Annotated in this window: 21 protein-coding genes, 1 pseudogene and 1 riboswitch; of the genes and pseudogenes, 12 read left to right on the top strand and 10 right to left on the bottom strand. The window is 75.0% G+C overall.

Features of this window, described 5'->3' with window-relative positions:
• The first annotated feature begins 5 nt into the window (after nt 1–5).
• The 5 genes from ACIRBY_RS01825 to ACIRBY_RS01805 all read left to right on the top strand — a co-directional run bounded on the left by ACIRBY_RS01825 (nt 6) and on the right by ACIRBY_RS01805 (nt 5,734).
• Nucleotides 6–2,399: a polysaccharide lyase 8 family protein gene (locus tag ACIRBY_RS01825; protein ID WP_403894550.1), complete on the top strand. Its 2,394-nt coding sequence runs from the start codon at nt 6–8 to the stop codon at nt 2,397–2,399.
• A gap of 141 nt (nt 2,400–2,540) precedes the next feature.
• Nucleotides 2,541–4,169, top strand: a complete 1,629-nt coding sequence (locus ACIRBY_RS01820; protein WP_403894547.1) for a N,N-dimethylformamidase beta subunit family domain-containing protein — start codon at nt 2,541–2,543, stop codon at nt 4,167–4,169.
• A 133-nt stretch (nt 4,170–4,302) separates the two neighbouring features.
• A complete protein-coding gene (locus ACIRBY_RS01815; RefSeq protein WP_403894544.1) occupies nt 4,303–4,683 on the top strand; it encodes a VOC family protein in 381 nt (126 codons plus the stop codon).
• Nucleotides 4,684–4,889: 206 nt separating this feature from the next.
• The gene (locus ACIRBY_RS01810; protein WP_403894541.1) at nt 4,890–5,306 is read left to right on the top strand and encodes an SRPBCC family protein; all 417 of its coding nucleotides are present in this window, start codon (nt 4,890–4,892) and stop codon (nt 5,304–5,306) included.
• Nucleotides 5,306–5,734 carry a MarR family winged helix-turn-helix transcriptional regulator gene (locus ACIRBY_RS01805; RefSeq protein ID WP_403894538.1) on the top strand — a complete coding sequence of 143 codons (429 nt, stop codon included), beginning with the start codon at nt 5,306–5,308 and terminating at the stop codon, nt 5,732–5,734. Before ACIRBY_RS01810 ends, ACIRBY_RS01805 begins: the two co-directional genes overlap by 1 nt.
• A 96-nt stretch (nt 5,735–5,830) precedes the next feature.
• On the opposite strand, the gene ACIRBY_RS01800 is transcribed toward ACIRBY_RS01805, so the two are convergent.
• Genes ACIRBY_RS01800 through ACIRBY_RS01790 form a run of 3 tightly spaced genes read right to left on the bottom strand, consistent with a single transcriptional unit; the run spans nt 5,831 to nt 8,630 of the window.
• Entirely contained in the window at nt 5,831–6,622 is a 792-nt protein-coding gene (locus ACIRBY_RS01800; RefSeq protein ID WP_403894535.1) for an ABC transporter ATP-binding protein, read from the bottom strand.
• The gene (locus ACIRBY_RS01795; RefSeq protein WP_403894532.1) at nt 6,619–7,644 is read right to left on the bottom strand and encodes a FecCD family ABC transporter permease; all 1,026 of its coding nucleotides are present in this window, start codon (nt 7,642–7,644) and stop codon (nt 6,619–6,621) included. The genes ACIRBY_RS01800 and ACIRBY_RS01795 overlap by 4 nt, the downstream gene beginning before the upstream one ends.
• Nucleotides 7,641–8,630, bottom strand: a complete 990-nt coding sequence (locus tag ACIRBY_RS01790) for an ABC transporter substrate-binding protein (RefSeq protein ID WP_403894529.1) — start codon at nt 8,628–8,630, stop codon at nt 7,641–7,643. Before ACIRBY_RS01790 ends, ACIRBY_RS01795 begins: the two co-directional genes overlap by 4 nt.
• Nucleotides 8,631–8,665: 35 nt before the next feature.
• Nucleotides 8,666–8,804, bottom strand: a riboswitch (cobalamin riboswitch).
• Nucleotides 8,805–8,905: 101 nt separating this feature from the next.
• Here ACIRBY_RS01790 and ACIRBY_RS01785 point away from each other — a divergent pair.
• Together ACIRBY_RS01785 and ACIRBY_RS01780 are read left to right on the top strand one after the other, a co-directional pair.
• Nucleotides 8,906–9,469 (top strand): hypothetical protein, encoded by a 564-nt coding sequence (locus ACIRBY_RS01785; RefSeq protein ID WP_403894527.1) that lies wholly within the window; start codon nt 8,906–8,908, stop codon nt 9,467–9,469.
• Between the two features lie 133 nt (nt 9,470–9,602).
• Nucleotides 9,603–11,258: a GMC oxidoreductase gene (locus ACIRBY_RS01780; protein ID WP_403894524.1), complete on the top strand. Its 1,656-nt coding sequence runs from the start codon at nt 9,603–9,605 to the stop codon at nt 11,256–11,258.
• Between the two features lie 61 nt (nt 11,259–11,319).
• On the opposite strand, the gene ACIRBY_RS01775 is transcribed toward ACIRBY_RS01780, so the two are convergent.
• Together ACIRBY_RS01775 and ACIRBY_RS01770 are read right to left on the bottom strand one after the other, a co-directional pair.
• Nucleotides 11,320–11,799 carry a carboxymuconolactone decarboxylase family protein gene (locus tag ACIRBY_RS01775; RefSeq protein ID WP_403894521.1) on the bottom strand — a complete coding sequence of 160 codons (480 nt, stop codon included), beginning with the start codon at nt 11,797–11,799 and terminating at the stop codon, nt 11,320–11,322.
• The gene (locus ACIRBY_RS01770) at nt 11,796–12,878 is read right to left on the bottom strand and encodes a dihydrodipicolinate reductase (protein WP_403894519.1); all 1,083 of its coding nucleotides are present in this window, start codon (nt 12,876–12,878) and stop codon (nt 11,796–11,798) included. Before ACIRBY_RS01770 ends, ACIRBY_RS01775 begins: the two co-directional genes overlap by 4 nt.
• Nucleotides 12,879–13,012: 134 nt before the next feature.
• Between ACIRBY_RS01770 and ACIRBY_RS01765 the strand changes: the two genes are divergently transcribed.
• Complete coding sequence (locus ACIRBY_RS01765; RefSeq protein ID WP_403894516.1) at nt 13,013–14,326, top strand: serpin family protein; 1,314 nt, start codon at nt 13,013–13,015, stop codon at nt 14,324–14,326.
• A gap of 22 nt (nt 14,327–14,348) precedes the next feature.
• On the opposite strand, the pseudogene ACIRBY_RS01760 reads toward ACIRBY_RS01765, so the two are convergent.
• Together ACIRBY_RS01760 and ACIRBY_RS01755 are read right to left on the bottom strand one after the other, a co-directional pair.
• Nucleotides 14,349–15,221, bottom strand: a pseudogene (locus ACIRBY_RS01760) (PfkB family carbohydrate kinase); the annotation flags it as partial.
• A gap of 41 nt (nt 15,222–15,262) precedes the next feature.
• On the bottom strand, nt 15,263–16,099 hold the full coding sequence (locus ACIRBY_RS01755; protein ID WP_403894513.1) for a bifunctional 4-hydroxy-2-oxoglutarate aldolase/2-dehydro-3-deoxy-phosphogluconate aldolase: 837 nt from the start codon (nt 16,097–16,099) through the stop codon (nt 15,263–15,265).
• A gap of 244 nt (nt 16,100–16,343) precedes the next feature.
• On the opposite strand from ACIRBY_RS01755, the gene ACIRBY_RS01750 reads away from it, so the two are divergent.
• Both ACIRBY_RS01750 and ACIRBY_RS01745 read left to right on the top strand, forming a co-directional pair.
• Nucleotides 16,344–18,008 (top strand): sigma-70 family RNA polymerase sigma factor, encoded by a 1,665-nt coding sequence (locus ACIRBY_RS01750; protein WP_403894511.1) that lies wholly within the window; start codon nt 16,344–16,346, stop codon nt 18,006–18,008.
• Nucleotides 18,009–18,107: 99 nt separating this feature from the next.
• A complete protein-coding gene (locus ACIRBY_RS01745) occupies nt 18,108–20,549 on the top strand; it encodes a Helicase associated domain protein (RefSeq protein WP_403894508.1) in 2,442 nt (813 codons plus the stop codon).
• Between the two features lie 12 nt (nt 20,550–20,561).
• On the opposite strand, the gene ACIRBY_RS01740 is transcribed toward ACIRBY_RS01745, so the two are convergent.
• A complete protein-coding gene (locus tag ACIRBY_RS01740; protein WP_403894506.1) occupies nt 20,562–21,953 on the bottom strand; it encodes a glutamate decarboxylase in 1,392 nt (463 codons plus the stop codon).
• Between the two features lie 298 nt (nt 21,954–22,251).
• Here ACIRBY_RS01740 and ACIRBY_RS01735 point away from each other — a divergent pair, with 298 nt between their 5' ends.
• Entirely contained in the window at nt 22,252–22,644 is a 393-nt protein-coding gene (locus ACIRBY_RS01735) for a tyrosinase family oxidase copper chaperone (RefSeq protein ID WP_366454670.1), read from the top strand.
• Complete coding sequence (locus tag ACIRBY_RS01730) at nt 22,644–23,492, top strand: tyrosinase family protein (protein WP_403894503.1); 849 nt, start codon at nt 22,644–22,646, stop codon at nt 23,490–23,492. Before ACIRBY_RS01735 ends, ACIRBY_RS01730 begins: the two co-directional genes overlap by 1 nt.
• Here ACIRBY_RS01730 and ACIRBY_RS01725 read toward each other — a convergent pair.
• Nucleotides 23,447–24,148, bottom strand: coding sequence for a response regulator (locus ACIRBY_RS01725; RefSeq protein ID WP_403894501.1), 702 nt, complete (start codon nt 24,146–24,148; stop codon nt 23,447–23,449). The genes ACIRBY_RS01730 and ACIRBY_RS01725 overlap by 46 nt on opposite strands.
• Nucleotides 24,145–25,782 (bottom strand): ATP-binding protein, encoded by a 1,638-nt coding sequence (locus tag ACIRBY_RS01720; RefSeq protein ID WP_403894498.1) that lies wholly within the window; start codon nt 25,780–25,782, stop codon nt 24,145–24,147. The genes ACIRBY_RS01725 and ACIRBY_RS01720 overlap by 4 nt, the downstream gene beginning before the upstream one ends.
• Nucleotides 25,783–25,826: the final 44 nt, after the last annotated feature.

Genomic DNA, 25,826 nt, shown 5'->3' with positions numbered 1-25,826 from the left:
ATGTGATGACGGGAGTGTGGAGCCGGCGCGCCTTCCTGTCCGCCGCGGGCGCGGGGGCGCTGCGGGCGGGCGCGCCGGCCGACCGGGCGGACGCGCGGGGCGTGGTCGATGTCCACGGGGCGATGCGCGAGGTCTGGCGCTCGCTGGTACTGGGCGCCGGGTTCTCCGAGCGGGCCGAGCCGTTCCGCTCGCGGCTCGCCGAGCTCGGGCAGGAGGCGGGCCGCTGGGCGGCCGCGATGGCTCCGGCGCCGGGGGCGCTCTGGCCTGACCTGGGGTTCGCCTCGGACCCCGAGCCGATGGTGCGGAGCTTCCAGCGGCTGCGGACCATGGCCGAGGCCCATGTGCGGCCGGGCACCGGGCTCACCGGGGACGGGGCGCTGCTGGCGTCCGTACTGGCCGGCCTGGAGGAGCTGCACGCGCAGGTGTACCACGCGGGCCGGGAGCCGTACGGCAACTGGTGGTGCTGGCGGATCGGCGCGCCGCAGGCCCTGCTGGACGTGTGCGTGCTGCTGTACGGGGAACTGTCGCAGGCTCTCCGGGCCGATGTGTGCGCGGCGGTGGACCACTTCGTCCCGGACTCGGCGGTGGCCGTGTACGGCGGGACGAGCACGGGTGCCAACCGGGTCGACCTGTGCCGGGTGCTGGCGGTGCGCGGGGCCCTGGGCTCCGACGCCGCGAAGGTCGCCCTGGCCCGGGACGCGCTCGGGCCGGTCTTCCCGTACGTCACCGCGGGCGACGGTCTCCACCGGGACGGGTCCTACGTCCAGCACGGCGCAGTGGCGTACACGGGAACCTACGGCGCGGTGTTCCTGGAGGGGCTGGGGCTGTTGTTCGCGCTGTTGAGGGGAACGCCGTGGCAGGTCGTGGATCCCGCCCGGCAGAACGTCTTCGACGCCGTGGAGCGGGGCTGGGCGCCCTTCCTGTTCAACGGGCTGGTCATGGACGCGGTGTCCGGGCGGGCGGTCAGCCGGGGGCTGGCGGCCTCGGACGCCCGGCAGGTCCAGCAGGACGAGCACACCCGCGGCCACGCGGTGCTGGCCGCGGTCCTGCTGCTCGCCGAGGGGGCGGGCACCGCCGAGCGGGCCCGGTGGCGCGACCTGGTGAAGGGGTGGGCGGCGCGGTCGCACCACAGCCCGCCCCTGGCCGACCGGACGCTGGGGCCGGCCGCGCTGGCCCGGCTGGCCGAGCTGGAGGCGGACCCGTCGGCGGCGCCGCTGCCCGAGCCGGTGGGGCACCGGCTGTTCCCCTCGATGGACCGGGCCACCCACCGCAGACCGGGCTGGGCGGCCTCGCTGTCCATGGCCTCCCGGCGCATCGCCCACTACGAGACGGGGAACGGCGAGAACCTCCGCGGCTGGCACACGGGCAGCGGGATGCTCTGCTGGTGGGGTTCCTCGTACGGCAACGACCAGTACGCGGACGCGTTCTGGCCCACCGTCGACCCGTACCGCCTGCCGGGCGTCACCGTGGCGCGGAAGGCCCTGGCGGACGGGGCGGGCGGCTCCTGGGGCACCGCGCGGCCGGACACGGCGTGGGTGGGCGGGTCTGGTGACGGGGAGTTCGCGTCGGTGGGCCAGCACCTGCGCGGTCTGGGGAGCACCCTGGAGGCCCGCAAGTCCTGGTTCTTCCTCGACGACGCGGTCGTCTGCCTGGGGGCGGGGATCCGCGCCTCGGACGGGGTCCCGGTGGAGTCGGTGGTCGACTGCCGCAATCTCGGTGCGGCCGGTACGCACGCCCTGACGGTCGGCGGACGCCTCCAGCCGTCGGCCCTGGGCTGGTCGGCGGAGTTCCGTTCTCCCGGCTGGGCGCACCTGGCGGGCTTCGGCGGGTACGTCCTCCAGGGCCCGGGGCCCTTCAGGGCCTTGAGGGAGGGGCGTACCGGCCGGTGGAGCGAGGTGAACCGGGGCGGATCCGGGGCCGCGCTGACCCGGCGCTACCTCACCCTCTGGTACGACCACGGCGAGGACCCGGTGGACGCGGGGTACGCGTACCAGCTGCTGCCGGGGGCGACGGCCGCGCGGACGGCGGCCCGGGCGGCGACGCCGGGATGGCCCGCCGTCCTGGCCAACAGCGCGGCGGCCCAGGGGGTGGCCGTCGGCCCGCTCGGGTTCACCGGGGTGAACTTCTGGCGGGCCGGGGCGGCGGGCCCGCTGGAGGCGAGCGCCCCGTGCTCGGTGACGGTGCGGCAGCGGCGCGACGGCACGGCCGGGGTGTACGTCGCCGACCCGGCCCGGGCGGTCGGGGAGCTGGTCCTGGTGTGGGACCGGCCCGTCGCGGCGGTGCTGTCAGGCCCGCCGGCCCTGGTCTCGGCGCGCACGGGGGCACGGCTGCGGCTCGTCTTCGGGGACCTCTCGGCCACGGCGGGGGTGAGCCATGAGGTGGTGGTGCGGCTGCGGTGAGCGGAGGCCGGCCCCGCGGGCCGGTTCCGGTACCGCCACCGGTACCGCCCGGGTGCTGCGGGGACCCGGCAGGGCCGGGGCGGGCGGGCCTTCGGCGGGGTGGTGGGAGGGGGCGGGCAGGGGTGTCATAACGTGCCCCGCATGGATCAGGAGCACATACCCGAGGGCGCCGGGGGCGCGGGCAGGCGGCGGTTCCTCGCCATCGCGACGGGCGCGGCCACCGCCGCCGGGCTCGGCTCGGCCGCCGGCTGCGCGAGCGGCGCGGGTGGCGCGGGTGGCGCGGGTGGAGCGAGCGGGGCCGCGCTGAAGGGGAAGGGCGCGGGCAAGGAGTCACCGTCGGCGCCCGGTCAGGCCGGTTTCGACGTGAAGGCGGAGAACGCCCGGCCCGGCAACGCCGACTGGCACGTGGTCAGGGCGGGACCGGCCCGTGCCATCGAGGGCTTCACGGACAAGGTGAGCGTGCTGCCCGGGGAGTCGTTCGGGCTGCACGTGTCCACCACCGCGCCGCGGTTCACCGTCTCCGCATACCGGATGGGGTGGTACGGCGGGGCGAGGGCCCGGCTGGTGTGGCGTTCCGAGGCGCTGCCCGGGGTCCGACAGCCCGAGCACACGGTGGACGCCGGCACCCGTATGGTCCGCACCCGCTGGCCGCGCACCGCCACGGTGGAGACCAAGGGCTGGCCCGAGGGCTGCTACCTGCTGCGGCTCGACGCGCAGGGCGGCGAGGGGCAGCGGTTCGTGCCGGTGACCGTCCGCTCGGCATCGGCGGCGGGCCGGACGGTGATCGTCAACGCGGTGGCGACCTGGCAGGCGTACAACCGCTGGGGCGGTTACGGCAGCTACGACGGCCCGAGCGGCGGCTACGCCTCGCGTTCGCTGTCGGTGACCTTCGACCGGCCGTACGAGTACGACGACGGGGCGGGGCTGTTCCTCGTCTACGAGGCCCCCCTGGTCGCGCTGGCCGAGCGGCTCGGGATAGCCCTGGCCTACGCCACGACCACCGACGTGGCACGCGAGCGGCGCCTGCTGGAGGGGGCGGCGGCCGTGCTGTCGCTCGGCCACGACGAGTACTGGTCGCCCGAGCAGCGCGCGCACTTCACGGCGGCCCGGGACGCGGGCAGCAACATCGCGGTCCTGGGCGCGAACTGCTGCTTCCGCCGGATCCGGCTGGAGCCTTCCGAGCTGGGGCCGGACCGTACGGTGGTCTGCTACAAGTCCTCCTACGACCAGGATCCCGGCTTCAAGCGGGGGCATCCGGCGACCGTCGACTTCCGCTCGCAGCCGGGAGCGGACCCGGAGAGCTCACTGCTCGGGGTGATCTACGACGGCTACCCGGTGGACGCCCCGTACGTGGTCGTGAACCCGGGCCACTGGCTGTTCGAGGGGACGGGCGTGAAGGCCGGGGACGGTTTCGCGCACCTGGTCGGCGTGGAGTACGACAAGGTGAACACCGGCTTCCCGACCCCGCGTCCGATCGAGATCCTGGCCCACTCCCCGGTGGTGTGCGAGGGCCGTCCGAGCCATCAGGACACGGCGTACTACACCGTGCCGAGCGGGGCGGGGGTCTTCGCGACCGGCACGATGCGCTGGGTCGAGGCCCTCGACGCGTCCGGCGACGGCCGCAGCGGCGCCAACCACGGCCTGGACGCCCGTGCCGGCGCGCTGACCACCCGGGTCACGGAGAACCTGCTGCGGGTCTTCGCCGCGGGCCCGGCCGGCCGATCGCACCCGGCGCAGGACAACGTCAAGGCGGTGTACGGGGGGTCGTGAGCCGCCGGCGGCGGCATTTCGGTGGACCGGGCGCGAAGGAGGTGCCTAGGATCAAGGCGACGGCATCGCGTGTCGGTCACCGACCGGGTGAGGCATGGAGGTGCCGTGAGATGCCTTGTGGAGGCATTCACCCATGTCGGTCCAGTTGAACCACACGATCATCCACTCCCGTGACAACCGGGAGTCCGCCGAATTCCTGGCGCACATCCTCGGCCTCGAAGTCGGCCCGGAATGGGGTCCGTTCATCCCCGTGGCCACCGGGAACGGAGTGACGCTGGACTTCGCGGCCATCCCGGCCGAGTCCATCACCCCGCAGCACTACGCGTTCCTCGTCTCGGAGGAGGAGTTCGACGCCGCCTTCGAGAAGATCCGGGCGGGCGGCGTCGAGTACTTCGCCGATCCGCACCGCAAGCACCCGGGCGAGATCAACCACAACGACGGCGGGCGCGGGGTCTACTTCCTGGACCCCGTCGGCCACGCCATGGAGATCATCACCCGCCCGTACGGCGGCTGATCGACGAGGACCCGAGGGGCCCGCGGCGCACGGCGCGCCGCGGGCCCCTCGCACGTCCCCGGCACGCCCCTCGCACGTTCCCCGCACGCCCCTCCCCCACCCGCCCCCGACCGTGGCGGCCCATCCGGCGCGGAACCCTGGACAGATAGTCTGCGCAGAGATAATCTACGGACAGAGGAAATCGGGAACGACCGAGGAGAGCGCCCATGTGGACGTACGAGCACACCATCGAGACCGCCGCCGCGCCCGCAGCCGTCTGGCGTCTCTGGGCCGACGTCGAGAACTGGGGTGACTGGAACCCCGGGATCGAGAAGATCGAGATCGACGGCCCCTTCGCGGCCGGCGCCCGCATCACGATGACGCCGCCCGGCGAGGACCCCGTGCCGCTGGTCGTCGCCGAGGCCGTCGAGAACGGACTCTTCGTGGACGAGGCCCGGTTCCACGGGCTGCTCCTGCGCACGGAACACCGGATCGACCCCGCCGGGGACGGCCGGGTCCGCATCACCTACCGGATGGAGATCACCGGCCCGGGCGCCGACGAGGCCGGCCCCGAGATCGGCCCGGCCATCACCGCCGACTGGCCCGAGACCATGGCCGCGCTGGCGGAGTCGGCGGCCCGCTGATGGCCCTCAGCCCCGGGGAGAGCCCCGGGTTCCTGCTCTGGCACGCCACCCTGCGCTGGCAGCGGGAGGTCTCGGCGGCACTGACCCCGCTCGGCCTCACCCACGTGCAGTTCGTGCTGCTCGCCTGCGCGTGGTGGCTCAACGGCCAGGGCGAGCAACCCAACCAGCTCGCCCTGGCCCGCCAGGCGGGCACGGACGTGAAGATGACCTCCCAGGTGCTGCGCGCCCTGGAGCAGAAGGGGCTCGTCGCACGCGAGGTCGACCCGGCCGACACCCGCGCCAAGCGGCTGCGGGTCACCGCCGCCGGGGCGGAACTGGCCCCCCGGGCCGTCGCCGCCGTCGAGGAGGCCGACGCGCGGTTCTTCCGCGCGGTGCCCCTCGACGACGCACTGCCCCTGCTCAAGCGGCTGGCCCGGCCGGATTCCTGAGGCCCGCCACCCGAAACCGGCGCGGACCGGCGGACCGTCGAGCCGGCGAGCCGGCGAGCCGGCCGACAACGGCCCGCCTGTGCGCACGGCGGCGCCTCAGACGGCGGGGTGCTCCGGGAGGTACACGATGCCCGGAGCGCCCGTCGCCGGATGGACGGCGACATGGGCGCGGACCCCGTAGACCTCCGCGATCAGCTCCTCCGTGAGCACCTCGACCGGCGGCCCCTGAGCCACGACCCGGCCGCCCGCCAGGACGTACAGCCGGTCGCAGAACGACGCGGCGAGGTTCAGGTCGTGCAGGACGAGCAGGCTCGTCACGGGAAGCCGCCGGACCAGCCCCAGCAGTTCCAGCTGGTAGCGGATGTCGAGGTGGTTCGTGGGCTCGTCCAGGGCCAGCAGCCCGGGCTCCTGGACGAGTGCGCGGGCGACGAGGGCGCGCTGGCGCTCACCGCCCGAGAGCCCGTCGAAGCGGCGGCCGGCGAGCCCGCGGGCCCCGACGGTCTCCAGCGCCTCCGTGACGCGCCGGCGGTCGTCCGGGCCGTCCTGCTCCCAGAACCGCTTGTGCGGGCTGCGCCCCATGGCCACGACCTCCCGGACCGTCAGCCCGAAGGTGCCGGACGCGTCCTGCGGCACCACCGCCACCCGCCGGGCCCGCCCCCTCACCCCCAGAGCCGAGGCGTCGGCACCGTCGAACAGCACCCGGCCGGCGGCGGGCCGCAGCGCACCGTGGACGCAGCGCAGCAGGGTCGTCTTGCCGCTGCCGTTCGGTCCGACCACCCCGACCGTCTCACCGGGCCGGGCGCCGAGGTCGATCCCGTGCAGCAGGGTCCGCCCCTCGACCGCGTACCGCAGGGCCTCGACCGCGAGTTCCACCGGACGCCCCGTCATCCGGCCACCTCCTCGCCCCGGGTGGACCTGCGCAGCATCCACAGGAAGAAGGGGCCGCCCACCAGCGCGGTGACCACGCCGACGGGTATCTCCTCGGGCGCGGCCGCCGTCCGTGCCAGCAGGTCGGCCAGGGTCAGGAAGACCGCACCGGCCAGCGCGCAGACGGGCAGCAGCACCCGGTGCCCGGCTCCCACGACCATGCGGGCGGCGTGCGGGACCATCAGCCCGACGAAGCCGATCGCCCCGCTGGAGGCCACGAGCACCCCGATGACGAGGGAGGCGAGAACGAAGACGGCTGCCCGGAACCGGCCGGTGTCCAGGCCGAGGGTGCGCGCCCCCTCCTCCCCCGCGAGCAGCAGGTCCAGCGGGCGCGCCAGGGTGACGAGCAGTCCGGTGCCGGCCAGCAGCGCGGCGGCCGGCAGGGCGAGTTCGCCCCAGCGGGCGCCGCCCAGCCCGCCGAGGGTCCAGAACAGCACGGAGCGGATCTGGTCGGGGTGCGCGGACAGCACGAGCACCAGGCTGGTCAGTGCGGACAGGACGTACTGCACGGCCACCCCGGCCAGGACCAGCCGCCCCGTGGTCATGGCGCCGCCGCGCCGGGCCAGGGCGTACACGGCGACGAGAGCGGCGAGGGAGCCGGCGAACGCGGCCAGCGGGAGCCCGGCGGCGGCGCCCGCCCCCGCCCCGAGCACGAGGACCAGCACGGCCCCCGCCGAGGCGCCCGAGGAGGCGCCCAGCAGGAAGGGGTCCGCGAGCGCGTTGCGCACGAGGGCCTGGAGCACGGCGCCGGCGACCGCCAGCCCGGCGCCGACCACGGCCCCGAGCAGCACGCGCGGCATCCGTACGTCCCACACGATGGAGGCGAAGGCCCCGCGCCCGGCCCCGGGTCCGCCCGCCAGGATGCCGAGCACCTGCCCGGGGGCGATGCGCACGGGTCCCAGGGCCAGCCCCGCCACCACCGATCCGGCGAGGGCGGCGGCGAGGAGCAGGAGTACGGCCGCGGTGCGGCGGCGCCCGCTCACGCGGCGTCGGGGTGCAGGCCGCGGCCCAGGGATTCGACCGCGTCGGCGACGCGGACGCCCAGGACGGCGGAGGACAGCGGGAGCACCACGAACCGCCGGTTCTTGACGGCGGGAACCTCCGCCAGCGCCGGGTCGTTCAACAGGCGCTGCTTCTTGGCCTCCACGGAGGTGCCGCCGTAGTCGTAGATGAGGACGACCTCGGGCCCGCGCTCGACGACCTTCTCCCACGACACGTCTGCGAAGGTGTCCTGGAGGTCGGCGAAGACGTTCGCCCCGCCGGCGAGGGAGACGATCTCGTTGCCGATGCCGTTGCCCCCGGAGGTGAAGGCGGAGGCCTCGCCCGAGTCGTAGACGAAGACGGCCGGGCGGGCCCGGTCCTTCACCCGCGCGGTGACGGCGTCGATCCGGCGCTGCTCCTCCTCGACGAGGGCCGCGCCGCGCTCGGGCACGCCGAAGGTCCGGGCGACCTCCATGATCTCGGTCTTCAGCTGGGCGAGCCCGACACGGCCCGGGGTGCAGTACTCGATGCTGAGCCGGGAGGCGATCCCGGCCCGGGCCAGCCCCGCGCGGTCACGGCCCTGGCCCTGGTCGAAGGCGCTGGCGTAACCGCCGTACACGAAGTCGGGGTCGGCGCCGAGGAGCACCTCCTTCGACGGGTACCGCTCGGCCAGCACCGCGATCCCGTCGTAGGCGGTGCGGTAGGCGGGGAGCACGGAGTCGTCGAGGTAGGCCGTGCCCGCCATCCGGTCCTGGAGGCCGAGGGCGAGCAGGATCTCGGTGGCGTGCTGGTTCATGGTGACGGCCCGCCGGGGCGGGGCCTGGTAGGTGCTGGTGACACCGCAGTTGGTGACGGTGTACGGGAACCCGGGCGCGGCCTTCGCGCCGGGTGCGGGCCCCTGCCCGCCGGCCGGGCCGGCGCACGCGGTCAGGGGGATCAGGAGCGCGAGCGCGGAGAGCGGGCGCAGGGCGGCGCGGATACGCGACATGGTGAGGCCTCTCCGGGGGATCCTCGTCCCCGGTCGAAGTGAAGAGGCGGCGCGTCAGTGTCTGACTCCCGGGACCCCGCGGGCGGGGTCGCCGGTCACAGTGGCGGGACCGTACCGGATTCGCACCGGTTTCCTGTCCTGCACCGCCCGGACAACCCGGCCAAGTCTGCCAGATGCCGCGAATGCCGCCCGAAGGGCATCGGACGCCGCCGGTGGCGGGAGCCGCCCGTACGGAGGATCGTGGGCCGGGAGGGAAGGCGCGGAGGAGGTACGCCATGCGTCACGGCAGTCGCGGCAGTCATGGCGGCCACGGCGACCACGGCGGATGCCGGACCGGCGGCGGTCGGGCCGGGCGCGCGGGCCGGACCGCCCGCCTCCTGCTGGCGCCCCTCGTCGCGGCCCTGCTGCTGGGCGCCGGCCCCGACGGTTCCGGCGAGACCGTCCCCCTCGACGGGGACCGCCCCGGGGAGCACCTCGACGTCACCCTCACCCGGGTCGTCGACCCCGCGGGCCGGCCGCCCGCCCCCGGGGCCGACCGGCTGGTCGCCGTCGGGCTGCGCCTGGAGAACACGGGGACGGTGCCGTACCAGGACTCCCCCGCTCCGGCCGCGCACCTGCTCGGCACCGACGGGCAGCGCTTCACCGGCCTGAGCGGTACGACGGACGTCGGCCCGGCCCTACCCGGCCCGGCCCTGCCCGACACGGTCACCCTCGACCCGGGCCGGTCGGCCTCGGGCTACGTCGTCTTCCGGGTGCCGCAGGAGGCGGACCTGGCGGCGGTGCAGTTCGCCCTGGACGCCGGGCTCGGCGACGACGTGGCCCAGTGGAGCCTGGCCTGAGCCCTGCCGCAGCCAAAGCCGGAGCCGCAAGCGCCACCGGAACAGGCCGGAAATTATCCCGACGCGTCTAGTGACTTAGCAGGCACACGACAGTAGAACTTGTTCCCACTCCGTCGAGAGTGAGGAACCCCTCATGAGTGACAAAGGCCTGAACAGCAAGGTGTCCACAGGCGTTTCGCGCCGCGGATTCATCGCTGGAACCGGTTCTCTTCTGGGGGCCATGGCCCTCGCGGTGAACAGCACCGCCGCCCGCGCCGATCCCGCCACCGGATCCGCCGTCGCGAACGCCCCCCTCGTCTCCGGGACCCGTGTCCCGGCCCTCGTCATCGGCACCGGCTACGGCGGCTCCGTCGCGGCGCTCCGGCTGGCCCAGGCCGGTGTCGACGTGCACATGGTCGAGATGGGCATGGCCTGGGACACCCCGGGGACGGACGGCAAGATCTTCGCCAACACCACCAGGCCCGACTACCGCTCCTTCTGGCTGCGCACCCGCACGAAGGCCCCCCTGAGCAACTTCCTCGGCTTCCCCATCGACAAGGACGTCCCGAAGTACACGGGCATCCTCGACGCCGAGGAGATGGGCGGGATCATCGTCTACCAGGGCCGCGGCGTGGGCGGCGGCTCGCTCGTCAACGGCGGCATGGCCGTGACGCCCAAGCGGCAGAACTTCGCCGCCATCCTGCCCACGGTCGATGCCGAGGAGATGTACGCCACCTACTACCCCCGCGCCAACGCCGGGCTCGGAGTGGGCCTCGTCGACCCGGACTGGTTCGAGACGGTGGACTGCTACCAGTTCGCCCGCGTCGGCCGCAAGCACGCCCAGCGCTCGGGGTTCCCCTTCGTCTTCGTGCCCGACGTCTACGACTGGGACTACATGAAGCAGGAGGTGGCCGGCACCGTCCCCAAGTCGGCCGTGGACGGCGAGATCCTCTACGGGAACAACGCCGGGAAGAAGTCCCTCCAGAAGACCTACCTCGCCGCCGCCCGGGCGACCGGCCGGGTGGCGGTCTCCCCCCTGCACCGGGTCACCACCGTCTCCCCCTCGGACGGTGGCGGCTACACGGTCGCCGTGGAGGAGCTGAACACCACCGGCGACGTCGTCGCCGTCAAGACCGTCACCGCCGACCGGGTGTTCTTCGCGGCCGGCAGCGTCGGCACCAGCAAGCTGCTGGTCCGGCTGAGGGCGACCGGCGCCCTGCCGCTGCTCAACGACGAGATCGGCAAGGGCTGGGGCGACAACGGCAACGTCATGTGCGGCCGGGCGAACCACCTGTGGGACCCGACCGGGAAGGTGCAGGCGTCGATCCCCTGCGGAGGCATCGACAACTGGGACGCGGGCGGCGCCTTCGCCGAGGTGGCCCCGCTGCCGACCGGCATCGAGACGTACGCCTCCTTCTACCTCTCCATCACCAAGAACCCCAACCGAGCCCAGTTCTCCTGGAACGCGGCGACGGGCAAGGTCGAGCTGAACTGGCAGACCGCCTGGAAGCAGCCGTCCATCGACATGGCGAAGACCATCTTCGACAAGATCAACGCGAGGGAGGGGACGATCTACCGCACCGACCTCTTCGGCACCAACAAGGTCTGGGGCGACCACCTCACGTACCACCCCCTGGGCGGTGCGGTGCTGGGCAAGGCCACCGACAACTACGGCCGCCTGCACGGCCACCCGGGCCTGTACGTCATCGACGGGGCGCTGATCCCCGGCAACACCAGCGTCAACCCGTTCGTGACGATCACGGCCCTCGCGGAGCGGAACATAGAGAAGATCATCGCCACGGACCTGTGACGGCGGACGGCCACCGGGGCCGGCCGGGCGCACCGCGTGCCCCGGCCGGCGCCGGCACCGTTCAGCGCCCCGGCAGCACACAGACGCTGTCGAGGCCCAGGACGTGGTTGAGCCGGCCGAAGGCGAGCCAGGAGCCGATGCTCATGCTCAGCTCCACGATCTCCACCTGGCTGTAGTGCGCGGTCATCCGCTCCCAGAACTCCTCGTCGAGGTTGTGGTGGTCCAGGGCGTAGCGCTCGGCGTACTCCGCGGCCAGCCGGGTGCGGTCGTCGAAGGCGTCGGTGGTGCGCCACTCGGTCACCGCGTCGGCGAATCCCTCCTCGACCTTCTCCCCGTCCCGGTCGGTGCGCCAGTCGAGGCAGAAGACGCACCCGTTGATCTGCGCGACGCGCAACCGCGCCGCCTCGAACTCGCGCAGGCCCAGGGTGGTGTGGGCGTAGACCGACAGGGAGAAGTTGGCCGCCGCCATGCCGATGCCGGGGACCAGGTCGCCCCACACGTATTCGATGGGGTGCTGTCCGTCGGGGACGTCGATCCTCATGGCCGTTTCCTTCCGAGTTTGCCGACTGCGGGGCGCAGCGGGACGTCGAGGGCGTCGTAGAGCCCGGGCTCCGCCTCCACCAGCCAGTCGATGGCGCCGACCAGCCGCCCGACGGCGGTGGCGTTGCCGCCCGCGGAGCGGTTCCCGCCCTCGTCGGTGGCCTCGACGGTGACCTCGATGCGCGGGCTGCCCTCGATGACGACCCGGTGGGCGCCGGCCCCGCCGTCGGGCGGGGTGGGCCAGTCGGGGGCGCAGGAGGCGTGGATGCGGGTGACGTGTTCGATGACGATGCGGGGTTCGCCCGCGACGATGCCCTGGACCTCGAAGCGGATGGCGCCCTGGGTTCCGGCCTCGAACACGCCCATGGAAGGGGTGGTGACGGTGGTGTCGAGGGCGCGCCGGTCGGAGGTCTCGCGGATGTCGTCGAGTTCGACGCCGAGGGCGCGGGCCATCATCCGGACCTGCCCGCCCCACACCATGGTCGGGACCGAGGGCACGAGCATCATCGGCTCGTACTCCATGGGGTGGCCCATGCCGACCAGATGGCGGACGGAGTCCGGCTGGTCGTAGGTGGAGTAGTCGAAGATCTCCTGGCAGCGGATCGCGTCCACGGTGGTGCCCAGCCCGCTGAGCAGGAGCGGGAGCACGTCGTTGCCCCAGCCCGGGTCGACGCCGGAGGCGAAGAGCGAGCCGCCGCCCTCCGCTATCGCCGCGAGGACGGGGTCCCGGAACTCCGGCGGGGCGCTGCGGTGGTCGTAGAGCGGGTAGAGGGCGGGGCTGACGACGGCCGCGCCGGCCCGCACGGCGCGGGTGATGTCGGCGAGGGCCTCGTCGGGGCGGACGTCGCCGGACGCCGCGTAGACGACGGCGGCGGGGCGGGCGGCGAGCACCGCTCCGATGTCGTCGGTCGCCGGCACGCCCAGCCGGCGGTCGAGCCCGGCGAGTTCGCCCGCGTCGCGGCCGACCTTGGCGGGGTTGTGGACGATCACTGCCGTGAGCGCGAGCGCCGGGTGGGCCTCGACGGCGCGGATCGCCGCGCGGCCTACGTTGCCCGTGCCCCAGACCACCGTGGGAATCATGCGCGGAGGGTAGCGACGGGGCGCGGAGGAACCCAGGGGCGCGGAGGATGTTTTTCGCGGCCGGGCGGCCCCGGACTCCGGGCGTGGGGAAAGGATTCGGCGCGGGTGCGGCCCGCCCCGTACGCTCCCCCGGCATGAACATGAGGAACTCGACGGTGCGGGCGGTCAACCGGCTGACGGCGCGCTGGGCGGCGGAGGCGGGCGGCGACGCCGCCGGTACGGTCTTCACGGCGGCCGGGGTCTGGCCGCTGCTCGCCCCGCTCGCGGACGGGGCGGCGGGCCCGGCCCGGGCGGAACTGGCGGAGGCCCTGGGCCTGCCGGCCGAGCGCGCGGCGGGGGCCGCCCGGGAACTGCTGGCCGCGCTGGAGGGCGTCCGGGGGCTGCGGGCGGCGACGGGCCTGTGGACCCGGGCGGACCTGGCGCTGGAGGCGGCCTGGCTGGAACGGCTCGCGCCGGGGAGCCACGGCGTCCTGAGCGGGGACGCGGAGGCCGGCCACACGGCGCTGGACGCCTGGGCCGACCGGCGGACGGACGGGCTCGTCGAGCGCATGCCGGTCGCGTTGACGGACGGGCCGAACGGAACACGGCTGGTGCTGGCTTCGGCCCTCACCCTGAGGACGAGGTGGATCCAGCCGTTCACGGAGTGGCGCGGCGGGGCGTCCGAGGGTCCGTGGGCCGGGCGGCCCCTGAGGATGCTGCACCGCAGCACGGCCCTGCTGGACCGGGCCCGGGTGGCGCAGGGACCGGCCGGGGCGGTGACCCTGCTGGAGGTGGTCGGGGACACCGGGGTGGACGTCCACCTCGTGCTGGGGGAACCGGGCGCCCGGCCCGGCGGGGTGCTCGGTACCGGGATCGAGGCCGTCACCCGCGCCCGGCCGGCCGTGCCCGCGAGCCTGCTCCCGGAAGGCAGGCCCGGCCCCGGCCTGGACGTCGCCACCGTGCTCGCCCTGACGCCCGGGCCCCGGCTCGCCGTCAGGGCGCCCGTCTTCGAGGTCCGGGGCGAACACGACCTCCTGGAACGGGCCCGCCTGTTCGGCCTGGAGACGGCCCGCGACACCGCCCGCGGTCACTTTCCCGGGATCAGCTCCCAGCCCCTGGCGGTCGGTTCGGCCCGCCAGTCCGCGGTGGCGCGCTTCCACGCCGAGGGCTTCGAGGCCGCCGCGGTGACGGCCGTCTCCGTGGCGGTGGGCTGCGGGGTGCCGCCGCGGATCCGCTACCGCACCCGCCGGGCCGAAGTGACCTTCGACCGCCCCTTCGGTTTCCTGGCCGTGCACCGCACCTCGCGGCTGGTCCTCGCCGCGGGCTGGGTCACGGACCCGCTCCCGTACGAGGAGCCGCCGGAGAAGACGTGGGAGGAGAAGCGGCGGGAGGAGGAGGAAGCGGACGCGGAGTGGGAGGAAGAGGAACGGGCTCGGGCAGCCGGGCTGCCAGGGCCGCCGTCTCCGTGAGGGCGGGGACGCGGCCGGTGCCCCCGCGGCCCGAGACGGACAGGGAGGCCGCCGCGACGCCGTGCGCCACGGCCCGTACGAGCGGGTCCCCGAGCACGAGCCGGGCGGTGACGGTCCCGGTGAAGCAGTCCCCGGCCCCGGTCGCGTCGACGGGGTCCGGATCGACCGGGACGGGGTGGTGGGCCGCGCGGGTCCCCTGGTCCAGGAGCAGCGGGTCCGCCCCGGCGGTGACGGCGACGGCGCGGGCGCCCAGGGCCCGGTAGCGGGCGGCCGCCGTGCGCGGGTCGCGGGTGTCGACCAGGGCGAGGGCGTCGGCCGGGCAGGAGGTCTTGAGCAGCCCGGTCAGCGGGGCCATCGCGGCCAGCAGGGACCGGGCCCCGCCGCGCCCGGTCAGCCGGGGGCGGAAGTTGGCGTCGTACGTGACGTGCCCGCCGGCCCCGTGGACGGTCCGGGCGGCGGCGAGCACCGCCTCGCGGCTGGTCGGGGAGAGCGCGCCGGCGATCCCGCCGGTGATCAGCGCCCCGGCGCCGGCCAGCAGCTCGCGCCAGTCCTCGACGTGGGCCGGGGAGAGGGTGGATCCGGCGCTGCGGGTGCGCCAGTAGACGAACTCGCGCTCCCCCCCGGCGTCCGCGCTGAGCAGGTAGGCACCGTTGGGGTACGGGGCGCGCCGGACGTGGGAGACGTCGATCCCCAGCTCGGTGGCGCGGCGCAGCAGCGGGACGCTCAGCTCGTCCTCGCCGACGACCGCGAGCAGGGCGGTCCGCGCTCCGGCCGCGGCCGCGGCGGCCGCGGCGTTGAGGGCGTCGCCGGAGTAGGAGATCCGCGCGGCGGTCCCGTCCTCGGCCGTGCGCAACGGGGTCTCGGCGTGGATCTCGACGAGCACCTCGCCGAGCACGAGGACGTCGTAGGGCCCGGCGGTCCGGGACGGGGCCACGGCTAGCGCTCCCCGCGCGGCACGGCCCGCCCCTGCGGCGCTGCGCGCCCGGCGTCCGCAGCGGAGGCCCGCCTGCCGTCGGACGCGCCCGCACCGGCCTGCGGCCCCGGCGGCGGTGCGGAGCCCGGCGCCGACCCGCGCGGGACCGCGCCCGGCGCGGCCGGTCCCGCGCCCGGGCCCGTACCGGGACCCCCAGCCGGTCCCCCGCCCTGCCCGGTCGGTTCCGGGGCCGCCAGGGCCGTGAACAGGGCCGCCAGGTCGGCCGGGTCCGTCGGCAGGCCGTCGCCGATGCCGACGGCGGTCGCGCCCGCGGCGAGCCAGTCGCGGACCTCGCCGGGCGCGATGCCGCCGGTGGGGATCAGCAGGGCCCCGGGGAGGACGGCCCGCAGGGAGCGGATGAACGCCGGGCCGCCGACGTGGGCCGGGAAGACCTTGGCCGCGCCCGAGCGCCGGACGGCCGCCGCGATCTCACCGGGGGTGAAGCCGCCCTCGACGAAGGGGGCCCCGCGCCGCGCGGCGACCTCGCGGGCCTCGGGGGCCGGGTAGGGGGACACCAGGAAGCAGGCTCCCGCGTCGAGGGCCGCCTCGGCGTGGGCGGCGGTGGTGACGGTGCCGACGCCGATCAGTGCCGGGCGGCCCAGCGCGTCGGGGAGCCCGGCCGTACGGGCGACGGCCGCGGCCCAGCCGGGGGTGGAGGTGGTGAGCTCCACGGCGCGGCACCCGGCGGCGAGCAGGGCTCCGGTGGTGCGGACGGCCTCGTCGGCGTCCGCGCTGCGCAGCACGGGGAGCAGGCGCTGGGCGGCTATCGCGTCGTACGGACGGCAGGACACAGGACCCACGGGACCCTCCCGGACGTTCCCCGCGCGGAGAACTCGTCATCGTGTACGGGCACTTATTGGTCCAGACCTTACACATCCGAAGGCCGGACGGGGGCGGACGGGAGGCCGGACGGACGCCGCCGGGTGGCGCCGGAGATCCTCCTCCGGATAAAAACTTCTTCCGGATAAGTGTTATCGGAGTCCCCCTCGACGGTCTCCCAGGTGTCGGACATCATCGACCGCCGGTACGGACAGGGAAGTTCACATGAGTACACAGCACACGGCAGAGCTGGTGGCAGCGGCCCGCGCGGGCGACCCCCGCGCGCAGGACGAGCTGGTCGGCACCCACCTGCCGCTCGTCTACAACATCGTCGGCCGGGCCCTGAACGGCTCCTGCGACGTGGACGACGTGGTGCAGGACACCATGCTGCGGGCGCTCGACGGGCTGGGCGGCCTGCGCGCGGACGAGAGCTTCCGGTCCTGGCTGGTGGCGATCACCATGAACCGGATACGGGCCCACTGGCAGGCCCGCAGCGACGTTCCGGGGGCGAGCGGCCTGGAGGCGGCCCAGGACGTGGCCGACCCCGGCGCCGACTTCGCCGACCTGACGGTGGTCAAGCTCCAGCTGTCGGGGCAGCGGCGGGAGACGGCCCGCGCCACCCGCTGGCTGGAGCCCGACGACCGGGCGCTGCTGTCGCTGTGGTGGCTGGAGTGCGCCGGTGAGCTGACCCGGGCCGACGTGGCCTCGGCGCTGGAGCTGACCCCGCAGCACACGGCGGTGCGGGTGCAGCGGATGAAGGCGCAGCTGGAGTCGGCGCGGGTGGTGGAGCGCGCCCTGGAGGCGCAGCCGCCGTGCGAGCAGATCCGTTCGATGACGGGCACCTGGGACGGCCGGCCCTCGCCGCTGTGGCGCAAGCGCATAGCCCGGCACGCCCGGGAGTGCCTGCGCTGCTCCGGGCTGTGGAACGGGCTGATGCCGGCGGAGGGGCTGCTGGCCGGGCTGGCGCTGGTCCCCGTCGCGGCGGGGCTGATGGCGGGCGTACGGGCCGCCGTGACGGCGAACACCGCCCCGGTGGCCTTCGCCGAAGCGGCGACGCAGCTCAGCCCGGTGGTGTCCGGCCCCGGCCGGGCGGCCCGCCGCAAGGGCGCCGAGACCGGCCCGGGCGACGCGGCCGGCGGCCGCGGGGCGGAGCGCAAGCGGCGCCAGAACCGCCGTCGGGCGATCGGCGGGGCGGTGATCGCCGCGTGCGTGGCCGGCGGCGGCCTGGTCTACCTGACGACGACGCCCGGCCACCAGGGCGCCGAGGCGGGCGGTGCGGCCAGCGCCTCGCCGCTGTCCGCGCTGTCCGCACCGGACACGGCTTCGCCGCAGGCCTCCGGCTCCCCCTCGGCCTCGCCCTCCGGTTCGCCCTCCGCCTCGGCCTCCGCTTCCGCCTCGGCCTCCCCGTCGCCGTCCACGAGCAGCTCGAAGTCCGCGGACCCGAAGCCCGAGCCGGCCAAGAGCAACCCGCCGAAGCCGGCCCCGCCCGCTCCGGCGCCCGCCCCCGCGGGGGTGGTCGGGCAGGTGGTCGCCCTGGTCAACTCCGAGCGGGCGGCGGCCGGCTGCGGCCCGCTCAAGGAGGACGCGCAGCTGGACCGGGCCGCGCAGGGCCACTCCGACGACATGGCGCGCCGGGACTTCTTCTCGCACACCAACCCCGACGGGGCGGACCCGGGCGCGCGGACGACGGCCGCCGGGTACCGCTGGTCGACGTACGGGGAGAACATCGCCAAGGGCCAGCAGACGGCCCAGGACGTGATGGACTCGTGGATGAAGAGCCCCGGCCACCGGGCGAACATCCTCAACTGCTCCTTCAAGGACATCGGCGTGGGCATGCACCCGGGCGCCGGCGGCCCCTGGTGGACGCAGAACTTCGGCGCCCGCATGTAGCGGGTTCCGCCCCGCGTCCTCCTCATCGACTCAGAATCCGGGCAAGATAGGAGCTGGAGTCCAAAGAGCAGACCAGAGCGGGCGGGCGGGGTGAGGTGCATGCCGAGGAAGGAGCTGCGGCCCCATCAGCGCGAGGCCGTCGACGCCGTCGTGCGCGCGCTCCAGCTGCCGGCCGACGGTCGGGTGCCGGCGCGGGGGCTGCGGACCCAGGTCATCATGGCCACCGGGTCCGGGAAGTCCCTGGTCGCCGTGCGCTCCTCCGAGGAGCTGCGGGCCGGCCGGGTGCTCGTCCTGGTGCCCTCCCTCGACCTGCTCGTGCAGACCGTCGCCGCCTGGCGGGAGGGCGGCCGAACCGGGCGGGCGCTGGCGGTGTGCTCGCTGCGCGGCGAGGACGTGGGGGTGCCGACCACCACCGATCCGCGGATCCTGGCCCGCTGGGGCGCCCGCCCGGTGGAGCGGGTGACGGTGTTCGCCACCTACGCCTCCCTGGGCCTGGGCACCATCGAGCGGGCCCATCTGGCGGGGCTGCCGTCCTGGGACCTGGTGGTGGTCGACGAGGCGCACCGGACCTCCGGCCGGATCGGCAAGCCCTGGGCGGTGGTGCACGACAACGCGCGGCTCCCCTCCGTCCGGCGGCTGTACATGACGGCCACGCCCCGGGTGTGGCGCGACGGCGAGGACGTCGAGGAGGAAGAGGAGCGGGGCGGCGGCCGGGAGCCCCGGGGGCGGGGCGAGCTGGTCGCGTCGATGGAGGACGCCCCGGACGGGCCGTTCGGCTCGCGCTGCCACACCCTGTCCCTGTCCGAGGCCATCGACCGGGGCATCTGCGCCCCGTACCGGGTGGTGTGCGTGGACGTCAGCGACCCCGGGTTCCAGTCGGCGGTGCTGCTCGGGGCGGACGGGCGCTCGGACCGGGTGCGCGGGATGCGGATCGCGGCGCTCCAGGCGGCGCTGGTGACGGCCGCGGCGGACCAGGGGTTCCGGCGGACGCTGGTGTTCCATCACCTGACCAGGGAGGCCGAGGCGTTCGCGGCGGGACTGCCGGCGGTCGCGGCCCGGCTGCGGACGGCGAGCCGGAGCCCGCAGCCCGCGTACCCGCGCACGGTGTGGGCCGACTGGCTGTGCGGGCAGCACACCGCGGCCCACCGGCGGCGGGTGCTGGACGCCTTCGCGGCGGACCGGGTCGCGGACAAGGCCTTCCTCGGCAGCGTCCGGGTGCTGGGCGAGGGCGTGGACACCAAGGAGTGCGACTCCGTCTTCTGGGCCGACGTCCGCGGTTCCATGCCGGACCTGGTGCAGGCGGTGGGCCGGGCGCTGCGGATCCGGCCGGGCGAGGGGAAGGTGGCCTCGCTGGTGGTGCCCGTACTGCTGGGTCCCGGCGAGTCGCCGGACTCGATGCTGACCTCGCGGGCGTACGGGGACCTGGCGCGGCTCCTGGAGGCGCTGCGGGCGCACGACGCCCGGCTGGTGGAGGACCTGGCGCAACCGCAGGCCCCGAGCGCGACGCCGAAGGCCCGGGCGGCGGGCGCGGCGCAGGCGGGGCCCGGTGCGGGGGCGCGGGCCCTGCTGAGCTTCTCCACGCCGCGCGACCCGGCGCTGCTGGCGGCCTTCATCCGGTTGCGGGTGCTCAACCCGGAGCACACGCGGTGGCGGCGCGGGGCGGAGGCGGCGCGGATCTACGCGGCGGCGGCCGGGGACCTCAAGGTTCCGTTCGCGTACCGGGTCCCGGCGGACCGCGAGGAGTGGCCGGCGGCCCTGGCGGGGTTCCCGCTCGGCCAGTGGATCGCGGACGCGCGGCGCACGTACCGGCGGGGCGCGCTGGGCCGGGAGCGGACGCGGGAGCTGGACGAGCTCGGGATGGTGTGGAGCCATTTCGACGTGGCCTTCGAGGAGGGGCTCGCCGCGGCCCGCGCCTGGGCGGCCGAGCACGGGCACCTGCTGCCGCCGGTGGACGCCACCTGGCACGGGGTTCCGGTCGGGGTGTGGATGAAGAACAACCGGGCCGCCGCCCGCCGGGAGGGGCCGGGGGCCCTGCCGGCGGAGCGCCGGGAGGCCCTGGAGGAGATCGACCCGGCCTGGTGCCCGGCCTGGGACATCGGCTGGCAGCGGGGCTTCCGGCTGACCCGGGCCCATCTGGAGGCGGGCGGCGCGGTCCCCTCCGGCCCGGGCCTGGTGGTGGTCCAGGGCGAGGACCTGGGGCTGTGGGTACGGGCCCAGCGGCTGGGCTGGGAGCGGCTCGCCTGGACGCAGCGGTGGCTGCTGGAGCACGCGCTGGGGCTGGCCCCGGCCGGCGAGGACGAGCGGCCCGCGCCGCGGCGCAGCCATGCCGACGCCTGGTCCGGGCACCTGGAGGCGGCCCGGCGGTTCCACTCCCGCGAGGGGCACCTGCGGGTGCCGCGTGCGCACGTGGAGCGGGTCGGGGGGCAGGAGGTGCGGCTCGGTTCGTGGATCGCCAACCAGCGCTCCCGGGCGGCGAAGCTCGCCCCGGAACGGGCGGCCGCGCTGACGGCCCTGGGGATGCGCTGGTCGGCTGCGGGCTGAGGACGCGGCCGGTCAGTGGTGGAAGCCGGACCGGGGGGCGGCGGGCGGGGCCGGCGGCGGCGCGGCGCGCAGGTGCTCCACGGCCGCGCGCAGGTCGGCGACGAGCAGGGCGATCTGGTCGCGGGTCACGCCGTGGCGGATCAGGACGCGCTGGATGACGGTGTCCTCGCGGTCCGCCGGGAGCGGGTACGTGGGCACCTGCCAGCCGCGCATCCGCAGCCGGTCGGAGAGGTCGTAGAGGCTGAACCCGGCCCCCTCCGGGTCGGCGAGGGTGTAGGAGACGGCGGGCAGCGCGCCCTGGCCGTCGTAGAGCAGGGTGAACAGGCCCATGTCGGTGATCTGCCGGGCCAGGTACTGGGCGGTGTCGGCGCAGGCCTGCTGGACGCGGCGGTAGCCGGCCCGGCCCAGGCGCAGGAAGAGGTAGTACTGGGCGATGACCTCGCCGCCCGGGCGGGAGAAGTTGAGGGCGAAGGTGGGCATGTCGCCGCCCAGGTAGTCCACGTCGAAGACGAGGTCGGCCGGCAGCAGGTCGGCGGTGCGCCAGACGATCCAGCCGACGCCGAGCGGGGTCAGCCCGTACTTGTGGCCGGAGGTGTTGATCGAGGCGACGCGCGGCAGCCTGAAGTCCCAGACCACGTCCTCGTGGAGGAAGGGGGCGACGAAGCCGCCGCTGGCGGCGTCGACGTGGACGGGGATGTCCCAGCCCTGCTCCTCCTGGATCGCGTCGAGGGCGGCCGCGATCTCGGCGACCGGTTCGTAGTCGCAGGTGTAGGTGACGCCGAGGATGGCGACGACCCCGATGGTGTTCTCGTCCACGTGGTCGGCGAGCTGGTGGGGGCGCAGGCCGGTGGCGCCGGGTTCCAGGGGGACCTGGCGGAGCTCGACGTCGAAGTAGCGGGCGAACTTCTCCCAGCAGATCTGGACCGGCCCGCAGACCAGGTTGGGGCGGTCGGCGGGCTTGCCCTCGGCCTCGCGGCGGGCCCGCCAGCGCCATTTGAGGGCGAGTCCGCCGAGCATGGCGGCCTCGCTGGAGCCGGTGGTGGAGCAGCCGGTGCCGGCGGCTCCGGGCGGGGCGTTCCAGAGGTCGGCCAGGATGTTGACGCAGCGGGCCTCGATCTCGGCGGTCTGCGGGTACTCGTCCTTGTCGATCATGTTCTTGTCGAGGCACTCGTTCATCAGCCGGTGCACGCCGTCGTCCGACCAGGTGGTGCAGAAGGTGGCCAGGTTCTGGGCGGCGTTGCCGTCGAGGAGCAGCTCGTTGTGGAGGAGCGAGTAGACCACCTCGGAGGGCGAGTGGTCGTCGGGGATCCGGTACTTGGGAAGGATCTGGCCGCTCAGGGCGGACGTGAAGACGTCCGTGTCGGCGTCCTCGGCACGCGTGTCCTTCGTCTGATGAAGAGCCATGTTCCGGACTATAAAGGATGGATAGCGCCAAATCGGACTTCAGGGACCCTTGAGGACTGATCGGGAATGGCGGATTCCGGCACCGCTTCCGGCCGACTCCGGAGAGTGACGATCTCCATATGCGTACCATCGGACCGAAAAAATTACTGTCGGGTAGGATAGGCACCGTAGATCTTCCCGTCCGGGCCACTGGAGCCGGCCCGGACGGGAAGATCATTTAATTTGTTCTACATAGAACTTATCCGCCGATGTCCGGATACAGGCCAACTGCCCTCCGGCCACTGATAGTTCTTCGGCCATGAACAAGATCACCCGCCGGCAGGCCCTGGGCACCACCGCCGGCGCTCTCACCGTCCTCGGCATCGCAGGCGCCACCGCGCACGCCGCCGCCACCGACTCGCGCGCCGCCGCCACCCCGGCCGGCACCGTCGACGAGGTGTACATGGGCCGCCGCATCCAGATATCCCCCGCCTCCGGCGGCGGGCACCACGGCGGCCACCACGGTGGCGCCGGCACGCCCACCGTCCGGATAGACGGCCGGGAACTGCACGTCATGCAGAACGCCGACGGCACCTGGATCAGCGTGGTCAACCACTACGAGACCTTCGCGGACCCGACCTCGCTGGCCCGCGCCGCCGTGCGCGAGCTCCAGGGCTCCCAGCTGGCCCCGATGCAGATGGGCGGCATGTGATGGCCATCCGCAAGAACCAGGCCACGCTGACCGCGGAGGAGAAGCGCGCCTTCACCAACGCGCTGCTCGAACTGAAGCGCACCGGCCGCTACGACCGCTTCGTCACGACCCACAACGGGTTCATCATGAGCGACACCGACTCGGGCGACCGCGTCGGCCACCGCTCCCCCTCCTTCCTCCCCTGGCACCGCCGCTTTCTCCTCGAGTTCGAGGCGGCTCTTCAGGCGGTGGACAAGAGCGTTTCGATCCCCTACTGGGACTGGACCGCCGACCGCACCGCCCGCTCCTCCCTCTGGGCCGCCGACTTCCTCGGCGGCACCGGCCGGGCGCGCGACGGCCAGGTGATGGACGGACCGTTCGCGTACGCGACGGGCAAGTGGGAGATCGCGGTGCGCGTGGACGGCCGCTCCTACCTGCGCCGCGCGCTCGGCGAGGGCGTGGCTCAGCTGCCGACGCGCGCCGAGGTGGACGCGGTGCTCGCGATGCCGGTCTACGACATGGCGCCGTGGAACAGCTCCTCGAACGGCTTCCGCAACAACCTCGAGGGCTGGCGCGGGGCCAACCTGCACAACCGGGTGCACGTGTGGGTGGGCGGCCAGATGGCCACCGGCGTCTCCCCCAACGACCCCGTGTTCTGGATGCACCACGCCTTCGTGGACAAGCTGTGGGCCGACTGGCAGGCGAAGAACCCGAACTCGCCGTACCTGCCGGCCGCCGGCACCGCGAACGTCGTCGACCTGCGCGACACCATGCGCCCCTGGAACGACGTGACCCCGGCCGACATGCTCGACCACCGGAAGTTCTACGCCTTCGACACCGAGCCCGCCTCCGCCGCCAGCCAGCGGTAGTGCAGCTCAGGGCGGCCGACCTGGCCGTACCGGGGGGAGCGGTCCGCGCGGCCGGTGTCCACCAGGTGCTCCAGGTAGCGGCGGGCGGTGATCCGCGAGATCCCGGCCGCCACGGCCGCCCCCGCCGCGGTCAGCCCCCCGGGCGCCGCCCGCAGCAGCGCCGCGACCCGGTCCAGGGTCGGGGCGCTGAGCCCTTTGGGGAGCTGGGCCGAGGCCGGCGCGCGCAGGGCGGCGAGCGCCCGGTCGACGTCGTCCTGGCCGACGGCCTCGCCGGCCGCCGCGCGGAACTCGGCGTAGCGCAGCAGCCGTTCGCGCAGGGTGGGGAAGGCGAAGGGCTTCAGTACGTACTGCACCACGCCCAGGGAGACGCTCTCGCGGACCACGGCCAGGTCCCGCGCCGAGGTCACCGCGATCACGTCGGCCGGATGCCCGGCGGCCCGCAGCCCGCGCGCGAAGCGCAGCCCGTTGCCGTCGGGCAGGGTCAGGTCGAGCAGCAGCAGGTCGACGCGGGTGCGCTCCAGCACCCGGGTGGCCTCCGCGAGGGTGTGGACGGCCGCCACGGCGGTGAACCCGGGCACCCGGCCGACGTAGAGGGCGTGCGCGTCGGCGGCGACGGGGTCGTCCTCGACGACCAGGACCCGCACGGGGGCGCTCATGCGGCACCGTCCCCCGCGGGCCGGCCGGCGGGGCCGCAGGCCGCCGGGGACAGCGGCAGCCGCGCGGTGAACGCCGCGCCGCCCCCGGGGACGGCGCCGGCCTCCACCGAGCCGCCGTGCCGGTGGGCCGCCTGGCGGACCAGGGCCAGGCCCAGGCCCCGCCCCTCCCCCTTGCCGGACCAGCCCCGCCGGAAGACGTCCACCCCCTCCGGGAGCCCGGGCCCGTTGTCCGCGACCCGCAGCAGCAGCCCGCCGGCGTCCCGGCGCACGGTGACGGCGATCCGCCCGCCCGGTACCCCGGTGAGGGCGTCGAGGGCGTTGTCGACGAGGTTGCCGAGGACGGTGACCAGGTCCCGGGCCGGCGGCAGCCCCGGCCCGGCGTCGATGGCCCCGCTGTCCGTCGTGACGTGCAGCTCGATTCCGCGCTCGTGGGCCTGCGCGGCCTTGCCGAGCAGCAGGGCGACCAGGACCGGCTCGCCCACGGCGGTGACCACCTCGTCGGTCAGGGCCTGGGCCAGCTCCAGTTCGGCGGTCGCGAAGTCCACCGCCTCCTCGCTGCGGCCCAGTTCGATGAGGGAGACCACGGTGTGCAGCCGGTTGGCCGCCTCGTGGGCCTGGGAGCGCAGGGCCTGGGTGAAGCCGCGCTCGTGGTCCAGCTCCCCGGTGAGGACCTGGAGTTCGGTGTGGTCCCGCAGCGTGACCACGGTCCCGCGGCGGCCGCCGCCCGCCACCGGCGAGCTGTTGACCACCAGCACCCGCTCGGCGGTGAGGTGCACCTCGTCGACGCGGGGCCGGTCCGCGAGCAGGGCCCCGGTGAGCGGGGGCGGCAGCCCGAGGGCGTCCACGCCGGTTCCGGTGACCTCCCCGGACAGGCCCAGGAGTTCGCGCCCCGCGTCGTTGATCAGGGTGATCCTGCGGTGGCCGTCGAGCATCAGCAGCCCTTCCCGGACCCCGTGCAGGGCCGCCTGGTGGTAGTCGTACATGCGGCTCAGTCCGGCGGCGTCCATCCCGTGGGTGTGGCGGCGCAGCCGGGCGTTGACCACGTACGTGCCCGCGCCGCCCAGGGCCAGCGCCCCGGCCGCCACCCAGGCGAGGGCGGTCAGCTGCCGGGCGAGGCGGGCGCTGACGGCGCGGACCGTGATCCCCGCGCTGACCAGGCCGACGACCCGGCCGCCCTCGTCGGCGAGCGGGGTGACCACGCGGATGGAGGGCCCCAGGGTGCCGGTGTAGGTCTCGCTGAAGGTCTCGCCGCGCAGCGCCCGCGCGGTGTTGCCGAGGAAGCGCTCGCCGATGCGGTGCGGGTCGGGGTGGGTCCAGCGCCGCCCGTCGGGGGCCATGATCGTCACGAAGTCCACCTCCGCGTCGGCCCGGACCCGCTCCGCGTACGGCTGGAGCGCGGCCGAGGGGTCGGTCCCGGCGCGCGCGGCCTCCCGTACCGCCTCGCGCACGGACGGCGAGTCCGCGACGGCCCGGGCCACCGCCCCCGCCTGGCGGCGGGCGGCGTCCTCGGCCTGCCCGCGGGCGGTCGCATACGCGAAGACCGCACAGCCGGCGACGACGAGGGCGACCAGCAGCACCTGCATGGCGAAGAGCTGGCCGGCGAGGCTCCGGGGCGGCCGGGGGAAGCGGAACATGGCGCTCAGTGTGCACCGGCCCGTGAACTCAATGAACGCAAGGG

This window comes from Streptomyces sp. NPDC096136, from assembly GCF_044763325.1.
In the GTDB taxonomy this organism is placed as follows: Bacteria; Actinomycetota; Actinomycetes; order Streptomycetales; family Streptomycetaceae; genus Streptomyces.
Note: the sequence above shows the minus strand (reverse complement) of the source record. Positions and strands in the feature narration are given on the sequence as shown.